Annotated in this window: 20 protein-coding genes; 7 read left to right on the top strand and 13 right to left on the bottom strand. The window is 43.7% G+C overall.

Annotated elements, in window-relative coordinates; all coding sequences use genetic code 11:
• The first annotated feature begins 105 nt into the window (after positions 1-105).
• From B4240_RS00880 to B4240_RS00870, 3 genes are all read left to right on the top strand, one after another.
• Positions 106-1,659: a YihY family inner membrane protein gene (locus B4240_RS00880; RefSeq protein WP_296236311.1), complete on the top strand. Its 1,554-nt coding sequence runs from the start codon at positions 106-108 to the stop codon at positions 1,657-1,659.
• A gap of 194 nt (positions 1,660-1,853) precedes the next feature.
• Positions 1,854-3,512 carry a DUF2254 domain-containing protein gene (locus tag B4240_RS00875; RefSeq protein WP_296236310.1) on the top strand — a complete coding sequence of 553 codons (1,659 nt, stop codon included), beginning with the start codon at positions 1,854-1,856 and terminating at the stop codon, positions 3,510-3,512.
• 134 nt (positions 3,513-3,646) lie between these two features.
• Positions 3,647-4,921 carry a cation:proton antiporter gene (locus B4240_RS00870; RefSeq protein WP_296236309.1) on the top strand — a complete coding sequence of 425 codons (1,275 nt, stop codon included), beginning with the start codon at positions 3,647-3,649 and terminating at the stop codon, positions 4,919-4,921.
• A gap of 120 nt (positions 4,922-5,041) precedes the next feature.
• On the opposite strand, the gene B4240_RS00865 is transcribed toward B4240_RS00870, so the two are convergent.
• The 3 genes from B4240_RS00865 to B4240_RS00855 are packed head-to-tail and all read right to left on the bottom strand — an operon-like array spanning position 5,042 to position 7,933.
• Entirely contained in the window at positions 5,042-5,596 is a 555-nt protein-coding gene (locus tag B4240_RS00865) for a DUF2127 domain-containing protein (protein ID WP_296236308.1), read from the bottom strand.
• Positions 5,589-6,800, bottom strand: coding sequence for a dihydroorotase (locus B4240_RS00860; RefSeq protein ID WP_414707061.1), 1,212 nt, complete (start codon positions 6,798-6,800; stop codon positions 5,589-5,591). The genes B4240_RS00865 and B4240_RS00860 overlap by 8 nt, the downstream gene beginning before the upstream one ends.
• Positions 6,801-6,859: 59 nt before the next feature.
• Complete coding sequence (locus B4240_RS00855; RefSeq protein ID WP_296236307.1) at positions 6,860-7,933, bottom strand: aspartate carbamoyltransferase catalytic subunit; 1,074 nt, start codon at positions 7,931-7,933, stop codon at positions 6,860-6,862.
• Positions 7,934-8,338: 405 nt separating this feature from the next.
• Here B4240_RS00855 and B4240_RS00850 point away from each other — a divergent pair, with 405 nt between their 5' ends.
• Both B4240_RS00850 and B4240_RS00845 read left to right on the top strand, forming a co-directional pair.
• Positions 8,339-9,322, top strand: coding sequence for a class 1 fructose-bisphosphatase (locus B4240_RS00850; protein ID WP_296236306.1), 984 nt, complete (start codon positions 8,339-8,341; stop codon positions 9,320-9,322).
• A gap of 103 nt (positions 9,323-9,425) precedes the next feature.
• The gene (locus B4240_RS00845; protein WP_296236305.1) at positions 9,426-10,220 is read left to right on the top strand and encodes a TrmH family RNA methyltransferase; all 795 of its coding nucleotides are present in this window, start codon (positions 9,426-9,428) and stop codon (positions 10,218-10,220) included.
• A gap of 81 nt (positions 10,221-10,301) precedes the next feature.
• On the opposite strand, the gene B4240_RS00840 is transcribed toward B4240_RS00845, so the two are convergent.
• The 8 genes from B4240_RS00840 to B4240_RS00805 all read right to left on the bottom strand — a co-directional run bounded on the left by B4240_RS00840 (position 10,302) and on the right by B4240_RS00805 (position 18,306).
• A complete protein-coding gene (locus B4240_RS00840; protein ID WP_296236304.1) occupies positions 10,302-11,234 on the bottom strand; it encodes an electron transfer flavoprotein subunit alpha/FixB family protein in 933 nt (310 codons plus the stop codon).
• 148 nt (positions 11,235-11,382) lie between these two features.
• Entirely contained in the window at positions 11,383-12,132 is a 750-nt protein-coding gene (locus tag B4240_RS00835; protein WP_296236303.1) for an electron transfer flavoprotein subunit beta/FixA family protein, read from the bottom strand.
• Between the two features lie 520 nt (positions 12,133-12,652).
• Positions 12,653-13,222, bottom strand: coding sequence for a DUF421 domain-containing protein (locus B4240_RS00830; RefSeq protein WP_296236302.1), 570 nt, complete (start codon positions 13,220-13,222; stop codon positions 12,653-12,655).
• A 267-nt stretch (positions 13,223-13,489) separates the two neighbouring features.
• The gene (locus tag B4240_RS00825) at positions 13,490-13,702 is read right to left on the bottom strand and encodes a cold-shock protein (protein ID WP_068408416.1); all 213 of its coding nucleotides are present in this window, start codon (positions 13,700-13,702) and stop codon (positions 13,490-13,492) included.
• Between the two features lie 351 nt (positions 13,703-14,053).
• Positions 14,054-14,479, bottom strand: a complete 426-nt coding sequence (locus B4240_RS00820; protein WP_296236301.1) for a hypothetical protein — start codon at positions 14,477-14,479, stop codon at positions 14,054-14,056.
• A gap of 346 nt (positions 14,480-14,825) precedes the next feature.
• Positions 14,826-15,842, bottom strand: a complete 1,017-nt coding sequence (ilvC, locus tag B4240_RS00815) for a ketol-acid reductoisomerase (protein WP_296236300.1) — start codon at positions 15,840-15,842, stop codon at positions 14,826-14,828.
• Positions 15,843-15,976: 134 nt separating this feature from the next.
• Positions 15,977-16,474 (bottom strand): acetolactate synthase small subunit, encoded by a 498-nt coding sequence (gene ilvN, locus B4240_RS00810; RefSeq protein ID WP_296236299.1) that lies wholly within the window; start codon positions 16,472-16,474, stop codon positions 15,977-15,979.
• The gene (locus B4240_RS00805) at positions 16,474-18,306 is read right to left on the bottom strand and encodes an acetolactate synthase 3 large subunit (RefSeq protein WP_296236312.1); all 1,833 of its coding nucleotides are present in this window, start codon (positions 18,304-18,306) and stop codon (positions 16,474-16,476) included. Before B4240_RS00805 ends, ilvN begins: the two co-directional genes overlap by 1 nt.
• 841 nt (positions 18,307-19,147) lie before the next feature.
• Between B4240_RS00805 and B4240_RS00800 the strand changes: the two genes are divergently transcribed.
• The gene (locus B4240_RS00800) at positions 19,148-19,663 is read left to right on the top strand and encodes a DUF4124 domain-containing protein (RefSeq protein ID WP_296236298.1); all 516 of its coding nucleotides are present in this window, start codon (positions 19,148-19,150) and stop codon (positions 19,661-19,663) included.
• 34 nt (positions 19,664-19,697) lie between these two features.
• Here the strand turns inward: B4240_RS00800 and B4240_RS00795 are convergent, their stop codons facing one another.
• A complete protein-coding gene (locus B4240_RS00795) occupies positions 19,698-21,473 on the bottom strand; it encodes an NAD(P)H-hydrate dehydratase (protein ID WP_296236297.1) in 1,776 nt (591 codons plus the stop codon).
• A gap of 223 nt (positions 21,474-21,696) precedes the next feature.
• On the opposite strand from B4240_RS00795, the gene queG reads away from it, so the two are divergent.
• Positions 21,697-22,920 carry a tRNA epoxyqueuosine(34) reductase QueG gene (queG, locus tag B4240_RS00790; protein ID WP_414707062.1) on the top strand — a complete coding sequence of 408 codons (1,224 nt, stop codon included), beginning with the start codon at positions 21,697-21,699 and terminating at the stop codon, positions 22,918-22,920.
• A 95-nt stretch (positions 22,921-23,015) separates the two neighbouring features.
• Here the strand turns inward: queG and lysM are convergent, their stop codons facing one another.
• A complete protein-coding gene (lysM, locus tag B4240_RS00785) occupies positions 23,016-23,525 on the bottom strand; it encodes a peptidoglycan-binding protein LysM (RefSeq protein WP_296236295.1) in 510 nt (169 codons plus the stop codon).
• Positions 23,526-23,821: the final 296 nt, after the last annotated feature.

Below are 23,821 nucleotides of genomic sequence, written 5' to 3'. Positions count from 1 at the left end.
TAATTGATGACACGCCCTAGTGCATTTTGACACAATTCAGCGGCAGATTGTGGATGTCTATTTTTGCTACACTATTTGCACTCTTATTGCCGTTAAATGGTTGTTATGGAAAATATACTAAAAAAACTCCCCTTTTTGCACCAACGCTGGTTTCAGTTTCTACGTTTTTTGACGCGGCACTTTTTTGAAGACAACTGCCAACAAAAAGCAGCATCGCTAACTTATACGACGCTATTGTCTATTGTGCCTATCTTAACGGTACTGTTGATGATTTTGTCGTCAGTGCCAGCGCTTGCGTCGGTCAGAGCGCAGATTTATGAAGTGATATATAGCAACTTGCTGCCGCAATCGAGCTTACAAGTCAGCAAATACATCAATAACTTCGCTGAAAAATCATCAAATCTGACCATCATCGGTTCAATGGTGTTATTTTTTACCACCATCATGACCTTGACGACCATTGAGCGCGCTTTTAACCAAATCTGGCGGGTGGAAAATCGCTCCGGCGGCATGAAGAGCATCCTGCGCTACTGGACCATCGTAACACTGGGCCCGCTGATTTTAGGCACCGCATTTATCGTCTCAAGTACGGTACAAAGTTTAAGTTTTTTAAATCGACAAATCGCCGGTTACGGTATCGACTGGTCGTTTTGGATCCAAGTCGTCTCCATTGCCGTCACAGTAGCTGGCTTTATCAGTATGTATTGGTTCATTCCAAAAGCGCGTGTCCCTGCAAGAAACGCCGCCATTGCAGGTGTTTTTGTGGCTATCATCTTTGAGCTGATGAAGCACCTTTTTGGTACGGTAATGGCGAACTTTACCAGCTATGAAGCCATTTACGGGGCATTTGCTGCGCTGCCAATTTTTTTGTTGTGGATATATTTGTCGTGGAATTTGATTTTATTGGGCGTTGAGATTAGCTATACCTTGACCATTTTTGAGACAGAAGAAGTTTATCCGCGCCATCCGCTCCTAAGTTTGCTCGATATGTTAAACCTCATTTATACCTGTCATCTAAAGGGCGAAGCGGTGAGCGAGCAGGCGCTGCGTAATGTCTTAGGACGCAAAGAGCTGCCAAAATGGTATACCTATATTAATTACTTGCAAGACAGCAATCTCATCACCATGACGGAAGAAGAAGATTATGTGCTAAAAAAAGATTTGAGCAAAATGACCTTATGGGACTTTTATTGCACCCTGCCCTATCCGTTGCCGATTAAAGATGAGCTCGATGAGATGAACCCAGAGGAGCAAAAACCTTGGCTAAGCTTGCTGGTGCATCGCTTTGAGAATACAGAAGCCTATGCCAAACAGCAATTAGATGTGCCATTAAATGCGATTTTTGCCCACAGTGAGCCGCGTAAAAAAGCAGAGGGAAATGAAGCAGGTTTAACAAAAAATAATCGATCCAAGCTTTTTGGAAAATTCAACGACGAGACCGCTAATCGCTTAGCTAAAAAAGATAAAGTTCGGGTTAACGTCACGCCGGATTTTGATCCTATCGCTTATGATAAAGACAGCGATGTGGAATGCGATGCGCGTAATAATGAAATCCTTATCCCTAAAGATGTTAATGAAGATAAAGCTTCTATATATGATAGTTCAGCGAGCAGTAGAAGCGATATTATTACCGAAGCGGATAAGCCTACGAGAAGTTAGCTTAGTATCGTTTTGCTAATATATTGTATAGATACCGTGCAGCTGGGATGAATTTTCCGTAGCCTCTGTGATAACAGTAAGCAAGGAAAATTTATAGCAGACGCACTGCTTACTAATGTAGCGATTTTATCTTGACCTGACTATAACGTGGCAGTTCTTATCAATAAGACTTTGCTTAATTTTTTAAGGCGTTTTTGGAGCGTATCACGTTGGATAAACACCCTAAAAATGGCTGGTTTACATCCGTATTGCACGCAATCACACACGGGCTAAAGCAATTTACCCAATTATGGTCGCTACAGACGATAATGGATTTACCCGATCGCCTAAGAAATCTATGGCAGCAGCTGATTGGCTCTTATTGGTTTATTCCGTCCGCTTGTGTGTTGACCGGTATTCTACTGGCGCCTTTATTGGTCACCATCGATGAACATTTCGACCGTGAAACCGTCAGGGAGCTAAGTTTTGCCTTTACCGGCGATGATGAGGCCGCGCGCGCTATCATGACCACCATTGCAGGTTCAGTGTTAGGCGTTGCTGGTACGACGTTTTCGATTACGATTGCCGTGTTGTCTATGGCATCTTCGCAGTTTGGCCCCAGATTGCTGCGTAATTTTTTGACCGACACACCCAATCAGTTTGTGTTAGGCGCGTTTATTGGCACCTTTAGTTATAGCTTATTGGTCCTAAAAGCCATCCATAAATACGACGTGGCCTTTGGTGTGCCGCAGTTGGCCGTGACCTTTGCTATTATTATGGCGATTATTTGCGCTTTACTATTGGTGTATTTTGTGCAGCATATGGTGCACGCCATTCAGGCCTCACACGTGATTCAAGGCGCCAGCAATGATGCGATTAAAAATATCCATTATTGGTATAACGACCGCTGCAATATCGCGCATCAACGTAACGTTGAGCATCAGGATGTTGAACAGTTTCATACTTGGCCTGCCACGCCAATTTACGCCTCAAGTTCAGGCTACTTGCAGCAAATCTATCTGCAGTCACTTATCATCTTAAGCCAAGATTATGCAGGCGTGGTGCAAATAAACGCCAATCTTGGCGATTTTGTCACCGATAAAAATGTGATTGGATATTTTTATCAACGTCCAGCCGACCATCCAGACAACCGCCAACAAACCAACACGCCAAATCTTGCTATCGTGCCGCGTGCACCCGATGGCATGTTTTGGCAACGCCTTGCTGGTTGTATCCGTATTGAGCAGCGCTCGACTCACTCTGATGATATTGCTTATAGCTTAGGACAAATGACTGAAATCGCTGTCCGCGCTTTATCACCCGGTATTAATGATCCAAAAACGGCGGTGAATTGTGTTCAATCACTGACCGCTTGTTTAAGCATTATGATGCGTCGCCAGCCGCCTAGCCCCTATCATTTTTATACAGCATCGCCAGATAAATCGGCATCAAATAAAATAGCTACGGACAACGATAACACTGGCAGTAACAAAAATAAGTCACGCGCCGCCATATTGGCCGTCGTGACTCATACCCCCAACATATCCGACTTTATTGATGCCTCGCTTGGTGAGATACGTCGTTATGCAACGGCAGATTTGATGGTATTAAAGGCGCTTTGTCAGGCAATGGTTGATCTCAATTATGCTAAAGTCAACGATGCCCAGCAGCAAACGCTATTGCACGAGTTAACCCTGATTGAACACGCAGGACAAGACAATCTAAACTATCAAGAATTGGTCGCTGACTTAGTGGCTATGTGCCAAAACGCGCGGCAATTTATTGTTAACGACGATGCCCAGCATCAATATTTTGCCTATGCGCCTAAATTTAACGATCACATTCATCAAGCACTACGAACGCAATCAAGGTGAGCGCTAAAATAAGCGCCTCTATAGCCAACTGCACATAAAAACGTGACGTTAATAGCCACTTAAATCTCGCCATATAAATACTGACATTCTCCTAAGCGTAGGACCATTTTTTATCACTATTTGAGACTTTTTTCATGACCCCTACAAGCAGCCTGAGCATACTTGAAATCAGCGCGATATTTTTATCGATTACCGCTTTACTGACTTATGTGAATCATCGCTTTATCGGCCTACCGACGACGATTGGCGTGATGGTCATCTCTATTTTGTTGTCTATGGCCGCGATATTTTTAGGCTTTTTAGGTTTTGATAAGCTGATTGATTATGAGGTAAGTTTATTAGAGCAGCTTGATTTTACCGAGGTTTTGTTAGATGGCATGCTGTCTATGTTGTTATTTGCCGGCGCATTGCACGTCAATATTAGCGACTTAAAGCGTTATAAACTGCCCATCGGCATTCTTGCTTGCCTTGGTACCCTCGTATCAGCGCTACTGATTGCCGCGGCCCTTTACTTTATGTTGCCGCTATTTGGCTTTGGGCTGTCATTTTTGTGGTGCTTATTATTTGGGGCTTTGATATCACCAACCGATCCGATTGCCGTGATGGGGATTTTGGCATCAGCTGGCGCGCCGAAAAGTATTGAAACCGTTATTGCCGGTGAATCCTTATTTAATGATGGCATTGGGGTGGTTATCTTTGTGCTGCTGCTCGGTATTTTATCGAGCGGCGATATTCCAACCGCCAATTATGTCGCCCATACCTTAGCGGTAGAAGCTGGCGGCGGCATAGTCTTTGGTTTGGTGCTTGGGGCAATTTTATATTACATGCTAAAGAGCATCGATAGTTACCAAGAAGAAGTATTACTAACGCTTGCAGGGGTGATAGGCGGTTACGCGCTCGCCAGCCACTGGCATTTATCAGGGCCGCTTGCGATGGTGATGATGGGCTTAATGGTAGGTAATCGCGGGCGCGCACTGGCGATGAGTGATAAAACGCGGCATTATATTGATTTGTTTTGGGAATTAATCGATGAGATTCTTAACGCTATTTTATTTGTGTTAATCGGGCTTGAAGTAGTGATGATTGCGTATTCGGGTCATCTATTTATTGCCGCGGGCTTAACAATTGTTATCGCTTTGCTGGCACGCTTTATCGTTGTTGGTATGACCACCAAAACCTTTCACCGTCAGCTTGATTTGCCAAAAGGCGCGTGGAAGGTGCTGACATGGGGTGGATTACGGGGCGGGATTTCGGTTGCTTTGGTGTTGCAGCTACCAGCGGGCAGTGAGCGCGACATTTTATTGGCGCTTACTTATGCGGTGGTCATATTCTCTATTTTGGTACAAGGTTTGAGCGTTGGGAAAGTGGCCAAAAGCATTCGCATAGATGAGAAAGGCGTAAAGATATAGCTTTATCCAAGTTCACTTAAGCCCCAATAAGTTCAATTATAAAAGGCCAGTATAAGATAACAGCTTATACTGGCCTTTTTATGGGTATCGGGATCGGGAATCGAGCGCTTTTAACCGTTTTTATATCAAACCTTTACGCTTCATATTGCGATAAACCACAATGATAATAATAATATTTGATACCAAGATGGCAAGTTTAAACCAGTCAAACGGACTGGCAAACAAATAATAAAGCTCAATCGGAATAAAGATTCCGTAGCCTAATACCCCAAACCAATAGGCCCATGTTTTGTCTTGCCACAAACCATAGGCTTCAAGGAAGCGCAGACTGGCATAGGCAAAAATGAGTAGTAAAAATACTGGCCAATTTTTACTTGCCTGCTGGGCGATGCTGACCGCACTAGCAACTTGCGGTGCCAGTAGCTGTCCAAAGGCTTGCTGCCACGACGCTGTCGCCGTCGCAAGCCAGCGCTCAAGGTCGTTATGCCATGTCCATAACGCCACTGCCCCTAATAGCGCGCCGATTCCTTTTACAACTTCATATATGGCGACTGCTTTGATCGATTCGCTAGCGGTACTAGCGCGACTGCGCGGTGGATGCTGTTGGCTGATTTCTAGTTCGTTATCCTTCGAGGATGATGGCAGGCTGTCATCCTGTCGGGACAAATTAGCCAAAGAAAGTCTCCACCACGCGCCCTTGTAGCTTTTCATTAAAGAAGGGGGTGTTTTTACCATTTGATAGCATAGACTCAGTGGTTACTTGCCACTCTAGGTTCGGATCCACCAATACTGCACCGCCGATGTTTTCATATTGCTCACTAATACCAGCAATTTTTGCCGGATTGAAGCATATTTTATCGACCAGCTGCTCAAGCGTTAATATCTCATCACGTACCAATTGACACGCCAGCGCCATAAAGGTATCAAAGTTTGAGATACCGGGCGTGCTCTCGGCAAACGGGGCTTTTTTAGCCGTGCTGTTTAGCGGTTCATGATGACTGCAAATCGCGTCAATGGTGCCATCTTTTAGACCGCTACGGATGGCTTGCTGATCGGTATTACTACGCAGCGGCGGTAGCACGTAAGCTTGGGCATTAAAGCCTTTTAAATTATCATCGGTTAAATACAGCTGATGCATCGCCACATCACAAGTGACAGGCAGACCCTTATCTTTGGCCCAGCGCATCAGCTCAATCGAAGACTTACAAGATAACTGACTAAAATGCGCGGCAATACCCGTTTCTTCTACCATAAGCAACTGCGTTGATAAGGCGACCGTTTCGGCAATCCAAGGAATCCCCTGCAAACCATGGTAGGAAGCAATGTAGCCTTCATGCGCGACCCCATCACCCGACAAGCTTGGCTCGTCAGGATAAAAGAATACTTTCATGCCAAAAGTCGCGGCGTACTCCAGTGTGCGCAGTAACACTAAGTCATTACGAAAAGGTCGACGCGCGTTCGAAACCGCGATGCAGCCACCTTTTTTCAGACCCGCAATATTCGATGGGCGCTCGCCTTCTAAACCTGCGGTCAACGCGCCCAGAATGTGCAAATAAATACCGCCATCGCTCAGCGCACGCTCGCGCAAGCCTTTTAACAGCGAGCCGTTTTCTAAAATAGGGTTGGTATCGGGTGGGATGACCACATGCAGAAAACCATTGGCACGGGCGGCGCGCCCTTCTGACTCCAAGGTGCCATGTTGTTGTTGCCCCGGTTCACGTAGGCGGGCACACAAATCAACTAGTGGCGGTAGCAGCCACATATCACCCTCTGATTTAAATGAAGCCAATTTATCTGTTGCCGCGCTTGGTAGTGCGTCTTTAAATGCTTGAGGAAGCTGATTAATTATCGGTGTATCTGTAGTTAGCATAGTAGACATGAGCTTATTACCGTATCAATAAAATGGGATAAATAAATATAAAACAGCGTAGCAGCGTATTATTGACGCGCAGCTTGATGGGCGCGCTGACCTTCCATCGCTAGTGATAATACTGCCATACGAATAGCGATACCATTATTTACCTGCTTTAGAATGACAGATTGGTCGCCATCGGCAACGCTTGAGGCAATTTCAACCCCGCGGTTCATCGGCCCTGGATGCATCACTAGCGCATCGGGCTTGGCAAGCGCCAGCCGCTCAGGGGTAATCCCATAATGCTTGTAGTATTCACTCGATGAGGCCAGCAGCGGCGAGCCAATACGCTCATTTTGTATTCTTAATCCCATAATGACGTCACAGTCGCTGACACATTCATTCATATCTTCATAAACTTGCACGCCAAAACGCTCAATGCCTTTAGGTAACAAGGTACGCGGCGCACAGACGCGAATATCTTTGACGCCTAAGGTTTGTAGCGCGCTGATATCTGAGCGCGCGACCCGTGAATGCTTAATATCGCCGATAATAGCGACGGACAATTCTTCAAATGGGCGCGGCGCTTCACGGTGAATGGTCAACATATCGAGCATACCTTGGGTTGGATGTGCATGCCAGCCGTCACCGCCGTTAATAATGGCAATGTCTGGCGTCACTTCTGTCGCCATAAAGTGCGCCGCGCCTGACGCTGAATGCCGCACCACAAAGATATCCGCCGTCATCGCTTGTAGATTCCACAGCGTATCGCGCAAGCTCTCGCCTTTTTTGGTACTAGAGCGCTCGATATCGATATTGAGTACATTGGCACCAAGACGTTTTTCGGCGACTTCAAAGGTTGTGCGCGTGCGTGTTGACGGTTCAAAAAACAAATTCATCACCGTATAACCGTCAAGCTCAGGGCGATTAATCAGTTGACCATTATCATCAAAAAATGTCTCTGCTTTGGCAATAATCGTCTGCAGTTGCGCCTTACTCAATCCCTCCACCCCTAAGAAATGGCGAATACTGCCATCGTTATTCAGCTGCGGACGACTGAGCGAGGTATTAAGCTGTTGATGAATGGTCTCAGGGTCGAATTTGGCATAATCAGTGGGCGAAACGGTTTGGGCTGAGCGGCTATCGATAGAATTTGACATAATGGCACGTCTTTATTGTTAGGTTATATGAGGTGACAATCATTATTTATGCGTTTTACGGTCGTTAGGAACAGAGACAAGGACATTTTGGCGCTTATTTGCTACAATTTAGTGCAATGACGGACAACTTTAAAAATAGATGTTGTCGTTTTATTTGCCAGCGCCGACAGATTTATAGCAGACAACATTAAAAAACTGCTTATTAAAACGATAAATAAATAATCATAGCGCTAGTGTAGCTGATTTTGTGGTCAGGACAAAGACGCCTTGCTGGGTATTTAAAAAATTGCTAAATTTAGGCGGACTAAATGTAGCTTAACCAACTCTCACATCTTCATATACTTTTTACCTTCACTTGTCTTAATTTTAAAAATATTTATTTCAATAGCTTTATTAGGAAGCCTTATGACAACCTTAGCAAACTATCTAAACGCTCATGCGAGCAATCCTGCCCTTAATGACGTTATTACCACCGTGACTGATGTTGGTAAAACCATCTCACAGCTACTCAGAAAAGGGGCATTAGCAGATATTTTAGGGGAAGCAGGCAACCAAAACGTCCAAGGTGAAGAACAAAAAAAACTGGACGTCTTAGCTAACGATTTATTATTAGAAGCTTTGGCAAAAAATAGCCATTGTGCGGGCGTTGCCTCTGAAGAGCTTGACGATGCCACCCCTGCCAATGCTGATGGCAGTCTATTGGTATTGTTCGACCCACTTGATGGCTCATCAAATATCGATATTAATATGGCCGTCGGTACTATCTTTTCTATTTTACCCTACCAGCGCCAAGGTCAAGTCAGTGAAAATAGCGATTTCTTGCAAGCAGGAAAGCAGCAGTTAGCCGCCGGTTATTTGTTATATGGCACCTCTACGGTACTAGCATTAACCATCACTGATAATGTCGTGATGTTTAGCCTCGACCCTGATAGTAATGAATATGTACTTATAAAAGAAGACGTCCAGATTGCTGCTGATACTAGCGAGTATGCTATCAATGCTTCTAACTATCGCTACTGGCAAGCGCCGATGCAGCAATATATCGATGAGCTCATTGCTGGCAAGACAGGTGTGCGTGGCCGCGATTTTAACACGCGCTGGGTTGCAGCCATGGTCGGTGATGTGCATCGTATTTTATGTCGCGGCGGCTTATTCACCTATCCATTTGACACTAAAGACGCTAATAAAGCAGGAAAGCTGCGTTTGATGTATGAAGCCAACCCGATGAGCTTATTGATTGAGCGCGCGGGTGGCGCTGCTACTGACGCGGTGCAGCGTATCTTAGACATAGAACCAAGCGATATTCACCAACGTGTCCCTGTGGTTCTTGGCAGCAAAAATGAAGTCGATTACGTTAAAGACTTGCATTTAAAGCACGCTACTAAATAAATCAGCTGTACTTATTTTGATAATTGTCGGCGTATAGCGGTATAAATCATCGTCTTTACGCTCACTATTCAAACTCTTTATATTTTTCTTTAAGCGATCCATTATGGTAGCAAATCCCACCGAGCTTATTACCTCAGATAAGAACACCACCATCAAATTGGTCAAAGGCTTATTGACACAAGCGCGCCAGCGTAAAAAACAAGGTCAAACCGTGATTGAGGGCGTACATCTTATCGATGCCGCCTTGCGTAGCGATTACCCATTTGTGCAAATATTGCTGTCTGAATCGGCGCAGCAGCATCCTGAAGTTCAGCAGATATTAACGCGTCTGCCAACTTACACGCCTATTTTGGCTGTATCGGATACCCTGTATGAGAGTATTCGCAGTTTAGGAACTGGCATCGATATCATGGCGCTGATTCATATCCCAACGCCGAGTCTTGCAGCCATCAATGATGATTGTCTAATTTTGAACGATGTGCAAGACAGCGGTAATGTCGGTACGTTACTGCGTACTGCCGCAGCGGTCGGCATCAAAAACATACTCTGCACCAGTGCGACAGCACAAGCGTGGTCGCCAAAAACGCTCAGAGCAGGAATGGGCGCACAATTCGCCCTCAGCATTTATGAGGGTTTAAGCGTGCAAGATATTTTAGACCATGTGCAAACGCCGCTATTTGCCACCAGCTCGCATACCGATACCGTGATTTATCAACATGACTTAAGAAACCCAATCGCTTGGATTATGGGTCACGAAGGCCAAGGCGTGTGCGACGAGCTGATGCAATGCGCAACCCCTATCGCCTTACCGCAGCCTAACGGGCAAGAAAGCCTGAATGTCGCCATTGCAGGGTCATTATGCTTGTATGAGACGTTGCGTCAAAGAAATTATGCTTAAAATCATTTAGAGAAGGCACAAAAAAACCCGCTATAAACATAGCGGGCTTTTTTACTTCATGCCTCATGCAATAAGTAACGACTAGATTTTGCTAGTTAGCTCAGGCAGCGCTTCAAACAAATCGGCTTCTAAGAAGTAATCAGCTACGCTAGCAATAGGCGATTCTGGGTCATTATTGATAGCAACGATGACTTTAGAATCCTTCATACCGGCTAAATGCTGAATCGCGCCTGAGATACCAGCTGCGATATATAGCTGCGGTGCCACGATTTTACCCGTTTGACCAACCTGCATATCGTTTGGTACATAGCCTGCATCAACAGCGGCACGTGACGCGCCAACCGCAGCGCCAAGCTTATCAGCTAGTGGCTCGATGTATTTAGTGAAGTTTTCACCATTTGCTAATGCACGGCCGCCAGAAACGACGATACTTGCTGAGGTCAATTCAGGACGGTCAGATTTTGCCATCTCTTCATTTACAAAGCTTGCTTTACCAGAATCTTGCACGTTATCGATGGTTTCCACAGTCGCTGAACCGCCTTCGCTTGCAACAGGATCAAAAGCTGTTGTACGAACCGTCAATACAACTTTATCTTCTGAGGTCTTAACGGTTGCCGTGGCGTTACCTGCATAGATAGGACGCTCAAATGTATTTGCGTCTACTACCGCAGAGATTTCTGACAACATGCTCACGTCAAGTAAAGCCGCTACACGTGGCATAAAGTTTTTACCAGTGGTAGTAGCAGCGGCGATGATATGGCTGTAATCACTAGCGATATCAGCTACCAATAGCGCGATATTGCCTGCCAATTGATGCTCATAAGCCGCATTATCTGCCAATAAAACTTTTGTCACGCCTTCAGCTTTTGCCGCTTCATCAGCTGCCGCTTGCGCACCGCTACCAGCGACCAATACGTGAACATCATCGCCTATTTGCTTAGCAGCAGCGATAGTGTTTAAAGTTGCCTTTTTTAGACTGGCATTGTCATGTTCTGCATATACCAAAATTGCCATTGTTTTTATCCTTTATTTATTCGTATCATCTATTCATGCGGTTGTTGGTGTACAAAGTGTGCTATCAATCCAGCTTAAATATTAAACCGATTAGGTATCACGACTTTGCACATGATATGTCGTAGCAAAGTATTAAATGACTCAAGTATTAGATAACTTTTGCTTCATTTTTTAGCTTATCGACCAACTCGTCAACTGAACCTACCTTGATACCCGCTTTACGCTCAGAAGGTGGCACGACTTTGATAATTTCTTGCTTAGAAGTCATATCCACACCAAAATCGGCAGGCGTTTTTTCATCAAGTGGCTTTTTCTTCGCTTTCATGATGTTAGGCAATTTCGCATAACGTGGCTCATTTAAGCGTAAGTCAGTGGTGATAACCGCTGGTAGCTCAAGCGCTAGCGTTTGCAAACCACCGTCGATTTCACGCGTGACGTTTACTTTATCGCCTTCAACTTTGACTTCTGACGCAAACGTACCCTGACCGATACCCATCAATGCCGCGAGCATCTGACCAGTTTGGTTATTGTCGTCATCAATCGCTTGTTTACCGAGCAGAATAATATCTGTAGACTCAGTTTCAGCGATATTTTTTAGGATTTTGGCGACTTGTAGTGGATAAGGTTTTTCATCAGTCACTACCAAAACACCGCGATCAGCGCCCAATGCCAAAGCGGCACGAATCTGCTCTTGTGATTCTTTTGGACCAATTGAAGCAACAATCACTTCATCAATCACGCCCGCTTCTTTTAGACGAACCGCTTCTTCAACGGCAATTTCATCAAAAGGGTTGATTGACATTTTAGTGTTAGATAAATCCACGCCCGAATTATCAGCTTTTACACGAACTTTTACGTTGTAATCAATGACACGCTTGACCGCTACTAATGCTTTCATACGTTCCTCGTTTATTAATGTTATGAATTAAAACTACTAATTAAGAACCAAAGGTTCATTTTTTTTCAAACTGTTGTGCAAATTGTCGTTCAAAATACTACTAAAGGTTATTACCCCATTAACAAAGATTTAAAACAGCCATTCATAAGCCACGCACCAAAAGTGCCTTGGCATAATGTGTGTTGTTTACTACTCGTAACCTACTATCTCGTAATTTACTATTTAGTATTTACTCAGATTGCTATTTACTAAGAATAAAAATTTAAAAGTAAACCATTAAATCCTGTTAAAGCTAAGCCAACCGTTATTATCAGACCCGTCTATCTTGCGTGAGCACAGGGATAAGGTCAAGACAACGCCGTGAATAATGCGTCATAAATTTGTCACCATTGTTGCAAAAACTGTCTATAAGCGCCAAAATAGTCGATTGATCTGATTAAAAGCTTTAACCTTTATAGCATGTTCAATCTTCCAATGATTGACTGTTTTGTTATTATCTCTCAAGCGGACTTTTTTACCCTCAGGATGCGTCATCAGACTGCTTTTGGGGATGAATTAGTAAGTGACTGTCACGAATGTCATCAAATAACGACCAGTCTGGTGTCGTGTTGTCATTTTTAATCACGCTCATATCGCCCGTCGTTTCCATAATAACGGCAAATACTTCACTCTTCGATTTTAGCCCATTTTTACGCAATACTTCCTGAACATCACTTTTTGTCAGATTGGCCTCTTCTAAATTATCGCAAAAATACTCACCGTGTGCCATTAATATAATCGCTTGATTATCGATCAGCGATTTTAGCGGTTTAACCTTACGCCGAATAAGCGAAATCGTCCCTTGAATAAGAAATAAAACGGCGACGGCGATTAAACCTTGCGACAACGACGGGCTGTCCGTTAGGATGGTTGACGCCAATACGCTGCCAATAGCAACAGTCATGGCAAAATCATAGCTTGACAGCTTGGAGAAACTGCGCAATCCCATCACGCGCGTGAACAGGATGAGCGCTAAATATAACCCAAGCGCCGTTATAGCAATGCCGACTACTTGCTGCCATTCAATTGAAAGCCACGTTTTCCAGTCCATACGCTAACCTTTTTTATTGGGTTTTAGTAAATAAATATGTTAACAAAATAAGTGCTTCTCTGTTTAAACTCAATGATAAGCCCACATTCTCAGCCTTAGCTTACAGCAAAAAAATTTCATAAAAAAAGCAACCTGATAAATGGTTGCTTTTTTTTAAAGTCTAAACAGTATTTTTATTGTTTTAACAAACAAAGGAATCAATACTTATCGATCATCTTTTATTATCAAATAGACTGATAAATCAGCCTTACTCAATAATCACTAAGATTAGATAGCTTCGATTTGCTCAGCTTGTGGGCCTTTTTTGCCATCACCTAAGATGAAAGACACTTTTTGGCCTTCGGCTAGAGTTTTGAAGCCGTTACCTTGGATAGCGCTGTAGTGAGCGAATACGTCTTGTCCGCCATTGTCTTGAGCGATAAAACCAAAACCTTTAGCTTCATTAAACCACTTTACAGTGCCTTCAACTTTCTCTGACATAAATTTTCCTAACTCTTTAACTGTTGGTGAGACGTCTGTCGCCACCGATTGATTGTTATATACTCAAGTATTTTTGCTAGATGCTTTGGCCTAAACCCTTGATATATCTACAAGATAACCGATGAGTTCTTGCCTAAAATCCTACGAGTACAAGCTGATTATAACAGCTTTTCTCAACTGCAACAGGTTAAATTACTTTTTTTTGTAAACAATTACCGCCTACTGTAAATGTTAATATAAAACTAGTATTTTTAACTTAAAGCTTTGATTCTTATAATAATTCAATAATTAACGAATGATGGCTGATTTTAATTACTCATTACACAAATAATAAAATATCTAAAAATATATTTATATCGGTAGCGGTAACCACGGTGATAATAAAACCAGCAAACACAGCGCAAAAAATATCAAGGAAAACGATTGGCTATAGGCAATATACTTAGCTGGAACGACCAAATCTTTTGGCGAGTCTGGTATGCCTTTACGTTTAAGCAGTCGGGTGCCGTATATCCAGCCATATATGGTATAAATACTATAAGCCACTGGAACGGCAATCGCTAACGGCGCTAAGTCAATGACGTATAAGGCAAGCGTAGAGACAAAAAACCAAGCGGTATCAAGCAAGGAGCTGATTCGAAAAAACTTGGATTGGGGCAGCTTACCTTTGCTGCGCTTGAGCATCTCCCCTTCTATCCATATCAAAACAGCCACGACAGCACTCAGAGTAATGTAAGCGAATTGCGGCGTTAGCCAGTTAAGATTTGCTATTTGCACAACACACAACCTGTAATCAATAAAAAATAAGAAAATCAAGCGCCTAGATAATTGATAAGCGTTTGGCTTCGCTAACTGCCATGTAAATAAAACAGTGAATTAAATATAACGATGCTTTAAATCAAACAACGTCATTTATAAAAATAATCAAGTCTATGTATATGAGGCAGTGATGATGAGTTTTCAACCAGTAGCAAGCGCTTACTGTGGTAATTTCCTTTAGCTTATTGAAATGACACCTATTAAAAAACCCGTGCTATCAAGCGATAACACGGGTTTGAAATGCTAAATGATTAAGCTTTAAATGCTAAAAGATTAGATAGCTAATTAAGTGCTTATTAACAAATTAGTTTTTGTCTTTATCGATGATTTTGTTACCGCCAATCCAAGGCATCATGCCGCGCAATTTAGCACCTGTGATTTCGATTTGATGCGCAGCGTTGTTACGACGACGGGCTGTCATTGACGGATAGTTGGTTGCGCCTTCATTGATAAACATCTTTGCGTATTCGCCAGATTGGATGCGTTTTAGCGCATGACGCATGGCTTCGCGTGATTGCTCATTGATGACTTCAGGACCAGTGACATATTCACCGTATTCAGCGTTGTTACTGATTGAGTAGTTCATGTCAGCGATACCGCCTTCATACATAAGGTCTACGATAAGCTTAAGCTCGTGTAAGCACTCAAAATAAGCCATTTCTGGTGCATAACCTGCTTCAGTTAGGGTTTCAAAACCCATTTTGACCAGCTCTACCGCGCCGCCACAAAGCACCGCTTGCTCACCAAATAAGTCAGTTTCGGTTTCATCTTTAAAGGTAGTTTCGATGATACCTGAACGGCCACCACCCACGCCAGCAGCATAAGACAATGCTAATTGTTTGGCTTGACCTGACGCATCTTGATAGACCGCGATAAGATCTGGAATACCGCCACCTTTGGTAAATTCAGAGCGCACCGTGTGACCTGGCGCTTTAGGAGCTACCATAATGACGTCAAGGTCGATACGTGGCTCTACTTGGTTATAATGAATGGCAAAACCATGGGCGAAAGCAAGCGTCGCACCTTCTTTGATATTTGGTTCAATCACGTCGCTATAAAGCTGTTTTTGGAACTCATCAGGCGTCAAAATCATCACGACGTCAGCGGCTTTTACCGCCTCTTCTACTTCTGCAACTTTTAGACCCGCGTTTTCCGCTTTTTTCCACGAGCTTGAGTTAGCGCGTAGGCCAACCGTTACATCGACGTCAGAATCTTGTAGATTAAGCGCGTGCGCATGGCCTTGTGAACCATAACCAATAATCGCGACTTTTTTGCCTTGGATGATTGATAGATCACAGTCTTTATCATAATAAACGTTCATAAGTAGAGTCCTTTTCCTAAAACATGGCTGGCCATGGATAATAAGCGCTCTTGCTCTAACCACAATCGTAATGTGCTGGTTAAGATGAGCGCGCTGTTGATAATAAATTAAGGTTTTTAATAAAGATTATAAAATTATAAGCTGAGTGTTTTTTCGCCGCGTGCAATGCCAATCACACCCGAACGCACCACTTCCATAATGCGTTCGCGACCAATCACATCGATAAAGCCGTCAAGCTTGGCTTTGTCACCAACGATTTGAATGGTGTATAGATTAGAAGTCACATCAACGATTTGAGCACGGAAAATATCGGCACTGCGTTTGATCTCTTCACGTACGCCGCCTGTCGCCCGTACTTTGATGAGCATCAGCTCGCGCTCAACGTGTACATTATCTGTTAGGTTTAGCACTTTAACCACTTCAATCAATTTATGCAATTGCTTGGTGATTTGCTCAATACTTTCGGGCGAGGTAATCGTTGTAACCGTCAAGCGTGAAATACTGGGGTCATCGGTAGGCGCGACGTTTAGGGTCTCGATATTGTAGCCGCGCTGGGAAAACAAGCCGACTAACCGCGACAACGAACCCGCTTCGTTTTCCATCAATACCGAAATCAGATGTTGTTGTTGCATTAGGTACGCTCCCCTTTTGTTAACCACATATCACGCATCGCTTGCCCAGCGATTTGCATCGGATATACATGCTCATTACGATCGACATAAACGTCAATGAATACCAATTTGTCTGTCATTGCCATGGCTTCAGCCAACTGCGCTTCCATCGTCGCAGGATCCGTAATCTTAATACCGACATGACCATAGCTTTCAGCCAGTTTTACAAAGTCTGGTAGTGAGTTCATATAAGACTGCGCATGACGACCTTCGTACAGCATATCTTGCCACTGCTTAACCATACCTAACTGCGCGTTGTTTAAGTTCAAAATCTTGACGGGCAAGTTATATTGTAAGCAGGTTGAAAGCTCTTGAATATTCATCTGAATAGAGCCTTCACCAGTAATACAAACGACGTCGCGCTCAGGATAGGCAAGTTTTGCTGCCATGGCATACGGCAAGCCAACGCCCATGGTGCCCAAACCGCCTGAGTTTAACCACTGACCCGGCTCGTTATAAGTATAGTAAAGCGCCGCAAACATTTGATGCTGACCGACGTCGCTTGTGATAATGGCGTTACTATTGGTCACTTTATCTAAGGCTTGTATGACCGCTTGAGGCTTAATACCATCGTCAGTGCTGGTGTCATAGCGCAGGCCGTGACGCTTGCGCCACTCATTAATCTGCGCCCACCAATCTAGCAGTGCATGTTGCTCAAGCTGTTTATCATCGCCGATAATACTTAGCATATCGGTGAGGACAGATTTGACATCGCCCACGATTGGAATATGCGCATTAATGGTTTTTGAAATGGACGCCGGATCAATATCGATATGAATAATCGTCGCATTCGGACAGAATTTTTTGACATTATTGGTCACACGGTCATCAAAACGCGCACCGATTGCCAAAATGACGTCGGCATGATGCATACTCATATTGGCTTCATAGGTGCCATGCATGCCAAGCATACCCAAGAACTGACTGTCAGAACCGGGGAAAGTGCCTAAGCCCATCAACGTATTGGTCACGGGCAAGTTTAAGCGATGCGCAAGCTCGGTCAGCTCCTCGCTGGCTTTGCTCCATATTACCCCACCGCCCGCATAAACAACCGGACGCTGCGCCGACAATAAAGTTTCAACGGCTTTTCTGATTTGACCCGTATGACCTTTTAGTGATGGCTGATATGAGCGTATAAACACATCTTTTGGATAAGCATAAGCGTACTTTTCGCTTGGCGCCGTCATATCTTTTGGCACGTCAATGACTACCGGGCCTGGGCGTCCAGACTGGGCAATGTGAAAGGCTTTTTTGACAATCATTGGGATTTCGCTAGCATGGCGCACTTGGAAGCTATGCTTGACGATAGGACGCGATACGCCGACCATATCGGTTTCTTGGAAGGCATCTTCACCGATTAGGCTACTAGGTACCTGACCTGAAATGACCACCATCGGCACCGAATCCATATAAGCGGTGGCAATCGCCGTCACCGTATTGGTCGCGCCCGGACCTGATGTCGCCAAGACCACACCTGTCTGACCGGTCACGCGCGAATAAGCATCTGCCATATGCCCGGCTGCTTGTTCATGACGCACTAAAATGTGTTCAATATTTTCTTGTTGAAACAAGGCATCATAGATATGCAGAACGGCGCCGCCTGGGTAACCAAAAATGTATTTGACCCCTTCATCCGTTAGTGCTTGCACCAACATCTCAGCGCCAGACAGCATCACAGGCTGCTCGCTACCTTCAGCAAGGCGTTGCTGCTTTTCTTCAAAATTTTTGGCGGCATTACCCGTTTGGGTATGTCCAGTCATGTTCGGACTTTGCGTGGTTTGCGTCACTGTCATCACCTTTTTTTGTGGTAAGAATTTGCGCTCATTTAGACAAGAAAACACTGTTTGTACAGGGTTGTTCGTTTCATAAAATGACGGCCAATTCTTATCCATATCAAGAATGTGTGCCCACTATATTTAAGTAACGCTGTTTTATCAGACAGCATGGCACTCAAACACAGCAATATATAGAAGGTCAGTGTTGTGACAGGATGTTATCGGTGAACAGTGACAAGATGCGAATGCATCTATAAAAGAGGCTTACTATTTACGAGGAATACAAGCTTACGCTAGTAATAAATAAATGGAGGCAGCCTACAAAACAAAACTCAAAACGATTGCCGTGTTACAGGATTACTAAACCTTATAACGTGTTTAATGAGTCGTTGTTAAAATAACACATTGTGCCCTATTGTTTATTACAGCCAAATCTTACAAAACACAGAAATAATAAGTTTATCTTAGTCATTGTAGACAGATAAGTCCGCAGACAATAAATATAGATTTTGATAACCATTGTGATAATGGCGCTCTACTCCATATCATTGTCACAAAGAAAATAAAGCTAAACAAGCTACTGATAAGCAACCCGTAGTCCTTATTTTCAAGTGCCACGGCAATTTATAAAAGCCGCTCACTGACCAATCAACTGTTATTATATTCGATGGTTTGAGCACTATTGTCAAGAAAAATTTCTAAACCCTATCCCTAACTATTAGTTATTAAACAATATACATTTATAAGTATTATTTGCTAAAATCAGAAGCTGGTGTATTTATATTGTTATCAAGACGATGAAATATTATCCTTAGCTGATAAATACATCCGTTTCTTACCTATTAAGAGGTTTGTCACTATGGCAATTGTTACCACGGCATCTACGTCTACCATAAATACCGCTGCCAAACTGCTTATGAGTATCAGCACGGCGTGCATGCTCATGCTGCCAATCAATGCCAGCCATGCCATTCAGGTCTATAAGTCTATCGGCGCGTATGGTGAAGTAAAATACAGCCAACATGCGCCGCAGAATGGCAGAAATGTTGAAGTGATTGAGTTTCGCAGTGACGGTAGACAAAGTAACGCGGGACAATTGGCAGGCAAGACCGAAGCCAATCAAGCGGCACCGCAAAGTGCGGAAGATCAGCGCGTTGCTCAGTTAGAGGCACGTATTAAAGAGCAAGAAGCACAGGCCAATGCCCAGCGTTGCCAGTCATTACGTAACAATTTAACCAATCTAAACGTTGGCGGACGTATCTATGAGATGGATGCCAATGGCAAACGTCAATATTTAGATGGGCGCGAAATTGAGCTAAAACGCGAACGTGTGCAGCAAGCCATCAATCAATATTGTAATGGTTCTGCAACTTAAATTTAATACGCTCTGTTAAATTGTCATTAACTGCTCAATCCGTCATCAATTGCATAACATGACGAATGGCAGCGGGCAGATCTTGCGCTTGTAAGCCCCGCTGTCCTACCAATAATGGCTTAGCATTATTGCTGGAGTTGCTTAATTTTTCCGTCTGCTTGACTAAGCAGTCGCCTGCCAGTCCATGAAGCAGGACCGCTTGGTGCAAACTACGCGCTTCCTCAGTCAAATCCTCCTGAGCTAGCAGGCCAGCAATCACGCCTGATAGCACATCGCCCATGCCTGCGCTTGCCATACCCGCATTACCAACGCCGCAAACATAGACTTGGCTTTCCTTAACCTTCTGCTCTAAAACCAGTGAGCCTGCGCCTTTTAGCACCCAATTGCCACCATACATTTTGGCGCACTGCTTTATCGCAGCTAGCCTATCAGCCTCTACTTCACTGACCTTTTTATTTAACAATCTAGCGGCTTCCCCACTATGCGGTGTTAAGCAAACTTGGTGCTTAGTGCTGTATTCTTTTAGCTGTCCTATCAGTTTATGCTCATCTGTTTGCAGTGACGCCAGATGGTAGAGACCATCAGCATCAATCACTATGGACTTTTTCTCTTCCATCGCAGTTTGGATATAGTTTATAAATAACGCTTTTGCATTGTCATCGCGGCCCAGTCCCATGCCTACGGCAAGAATACTGGCTTCTTTGATGAGGTTTTTTACCCCATCTGTGTCATGTAAATTTATCGTCATCGCATCTGGCAGTGAGGTTAATAGCGCCCCGTGAAATGCCTCATGACAGGCGACGGTAATTTTACCAGCCCCTGTTGCCATCGTGCTTGAAGCAGAAAGGATAGCAGCGCCGCCCATGCCTTGCGAGCCATCAATACGGTTGCCGCCAATGACCAATACATGGCCATAGCTGCCTTTATAACTGTTTTGTCGGCGTGGACTCAAATGATGGGCAGTCGTCATTAATGTGGCTGCTGGAGCAAAATCCTTACTGTCCATTTGATAAGGTATCAGCGGGATATCAATCACTTGTCCGCTATAATCCATACCATCGTTGGTATGCAAACCAAATTTACGCGCAGTTAAACATAAAGTTGCATCAGCCTGCACCGCGATTTTTTTAAATACTTGGCCGGTGGAAGCAACCAATCCGCTTGGCATATCGACAGCAATGACCAAAGCGCCTTCATGCTGAGCGGCATCGTTAAGGGCGCAAATCGCCTCCTTATAAATGCCAACAGGCTCGCGCTCCAAACCAATACCAAATAACGCATCAACGTAAACGTCCGCTTGTAGCGATTTACCTGCTTTCTCTTGATCACTAGCACTAGTGTCTTTGAAGCGCTGATAAGGACAATTAGCAGACAGCGCTATCTGTAGCGCTTTTTTGGCATCAGATAAAGAATCTTTCTGGTTAGATGGTTGCGTTGACTCAGCTGTCTCAAAATCCTGAATATCAAAGCCAACGGTGATGATTTGTACTTGCCAGCCCATTTGCTGCAAATAATAAGCAATCAACCAACCATCACCGCCGTTATTGCCTTTTCCTACCCAGATACTCGCTCGACGCTTATCTTTATTGCGGTTTTGATTTTTAGTATGAGTGGAGGCATGAGTATCGCGCATTTTTTGCTCATAAAGCGCAACAATATGGTGCGCCATTTGCCATGCCGCTTGTTTCATGAGACCAAAACTGTCGTGACCCTGGGCAAACCATTCCTGCTCCATGACATAAATCTGCTTACTGCTATACAGCGCTACAGGCATGGCGGTATTTGTAAATAAATCGGTTGGTATTGTCATGGCTAATCCTCGTTTTTTTTATTTGATGGTTTTATTATTTTAATAACAGGATGACGTATGAGTGCTATCTGCTTCGTTAAATTCTATGTTGGCTTGTAGATTTATATAAATATAGATTTATTTGCTTTAGCACTTGCGCTCTTCGCTCACTGGCTTATCATACTGCTATTCACATTATCATTTATAGCTGCTTATGAATAGCAAATCCCAATCTACTCCATTAATGCCGCCAAATACGCAGACGCTGGATACTCAGGCTTTAGATACGCAGCCATCCTCTGCGCCTAACCATGCGCAACCAACGAAAATTGCCGTTCATAATGCATCAGCTTTTACAACGCCAGCAGACGTTAAACAGTGGATTAAAACCCAAGCCCAAGCATTAGGCTTTGCTGACTGTGGTTTTTTATCGGTGCATCATCCTTTATTTATTCAGCAAACAGAACATTTAAAGCAATGGCTCGCCAAAGGTTATGAGGGACAGCTGCAGTTTATGCACAATAACCATCATTTGCGTGCGCATCCTGAACAACTGGTAGAGGGCGCGAAAACCATCATCAGCGTACGCATGGATTATTTAACCCAAACGCCCGCACCGCGTGCGGTCACTGATAACGCTTATCCAAATCAAGGTATCATTGCTCGTTATGCCAGAGGACGCGACTATCATAAAACGATGCGCAGTCGCTTGAAGCAATTGGCATTAACAATCGAAGCGATGCTTCCTGAATGGCAGCATCTTAATATTGGTTCAGAGCAAGACTTTATTTTTCGCCCTTTTAGTGATTCTGCACCTATCTTTGAGCGTCCTATTGCAGACGCAGCGGGTCTTGGCTGGACGGGCAAGCATACCTTGCTTATAAACAAACAAGCTGGCTCATTTTTTGTACTCGGCGAGCTCTTTATGAGCCTTGAGCTACCCGATGATGAACCAGTCAAAGAGCATTGTGGCAGCTGCAGCGCTTGTATCGATGTCTGCCCTACTCAAGCGATTGTCGCGCCTTATGAGCTTAATGCGTCTGCTTGCATCTCTTACCTTACCATCGAACACGACGGCATTATTGATCCTAAATATCGCCGCGCTATCGGTAATCGTATCTTTGGTTGTGATGACTGTCAGCTTATTTGTCCGTGGAATCGCTACGCCAATATCACGCCCGTAGAAGATTTTGCCCCAAGGCACAATCTTGATAACAGCAGTTTGCTTGAGCTATGGCAATGGCAAGAAGCAGAGTTTCTGAAAAAAACCGAAGGTAGCCCACTTAGGCGCACCGGTTACGTGAATTTTTTACGTAATATCGCGATTGGTCTTGGCAATGCGGAAGCTAGTCGGGACATAATCGCTGAGCTCGAAGCAAAATTAGGCCAACATAGTGCTATGCTCGACGAACATATCGCTTGGGCAATTAAAGAGCAGCAGGCTAAACTTAACCGTCATGAACCATAAATTTTTTTAAGCAAAAAAATACCTCTTAATATCATAAGAGGCATTTTTATTGGCATATCACTTTAAACGTCTATGTTTAGATATTTATTAAGGTATTATGGCTTAGGAATACGTAATACTTGGCCCGGATAAATCTTATCTGGATCAGAAAGCATGGGTTTATTGGCTTCAAATATCTTCATATAATCACTTGTTGAACCATAAACTTCTTTAGCAATCTTAGATAAGCTATCGCCAGATTTTACCGTATACATAGTAGATTCAGGGGCGTCTTCTTCGATATCAATATTATCGATAACTTTCGCAACGTTTTGCACGTTACCGATAGCGATGATGGCTTTTTCACGATCTGCTTGGGTTTTAGCCTTACCACTGATTTCTGCCGTGTCTGTTGAGCCATTATATTTTACTTTTAAATTGCTGATATTCAGATGTTGCTGCTGAATACGGCGTAGTAAAATATTGGCAACTGACTGCGCAGAAGGTTCGCTACTTTTTACTGGGGTATTAGCATCCGCTTTGGTTTCTGCTTTAGCGTCATGCTTAGCATCATCACGGTTAAAAATCTTCTCACCGATGTCTTTTGCAAAACTGAACATACCCATATAATTGCTCCTTAATATCTTGTAATTTATTATTTATCGTTATTGTTGTAGGAGGCGATAAATTGCGCTATCGCCACTTTAATCAATATTGTTTTCAACGACTTTTACACTGTTGCTTTTTACAATGCCGTTTTATGGCCGCTGACCATCCTTAGTATAGATAAAGGCAAATGCCGTAGATAGTAATAGTATGTTGAATAATGTTGATTTGGCGTAGCTTATGTAACATGAAAATTGATAGCTATGAGTGATAGAGATTAACTAATTAGATGTATATATAACCCCACTCTCAACTT

The sequence above is a fragment of the Psychrobacter sp. UBA5136 genome (assembly GCF_002414005.1).
Classification (GTDB): Bacteria; Pseudomonadota; Gammaproteobacteria; order Pseudomonadales; family Moraxellaceae; genus Psychrobacter.
This window is presented reverse-complemented; position numbering and strand designations above follow the sequence as displayed.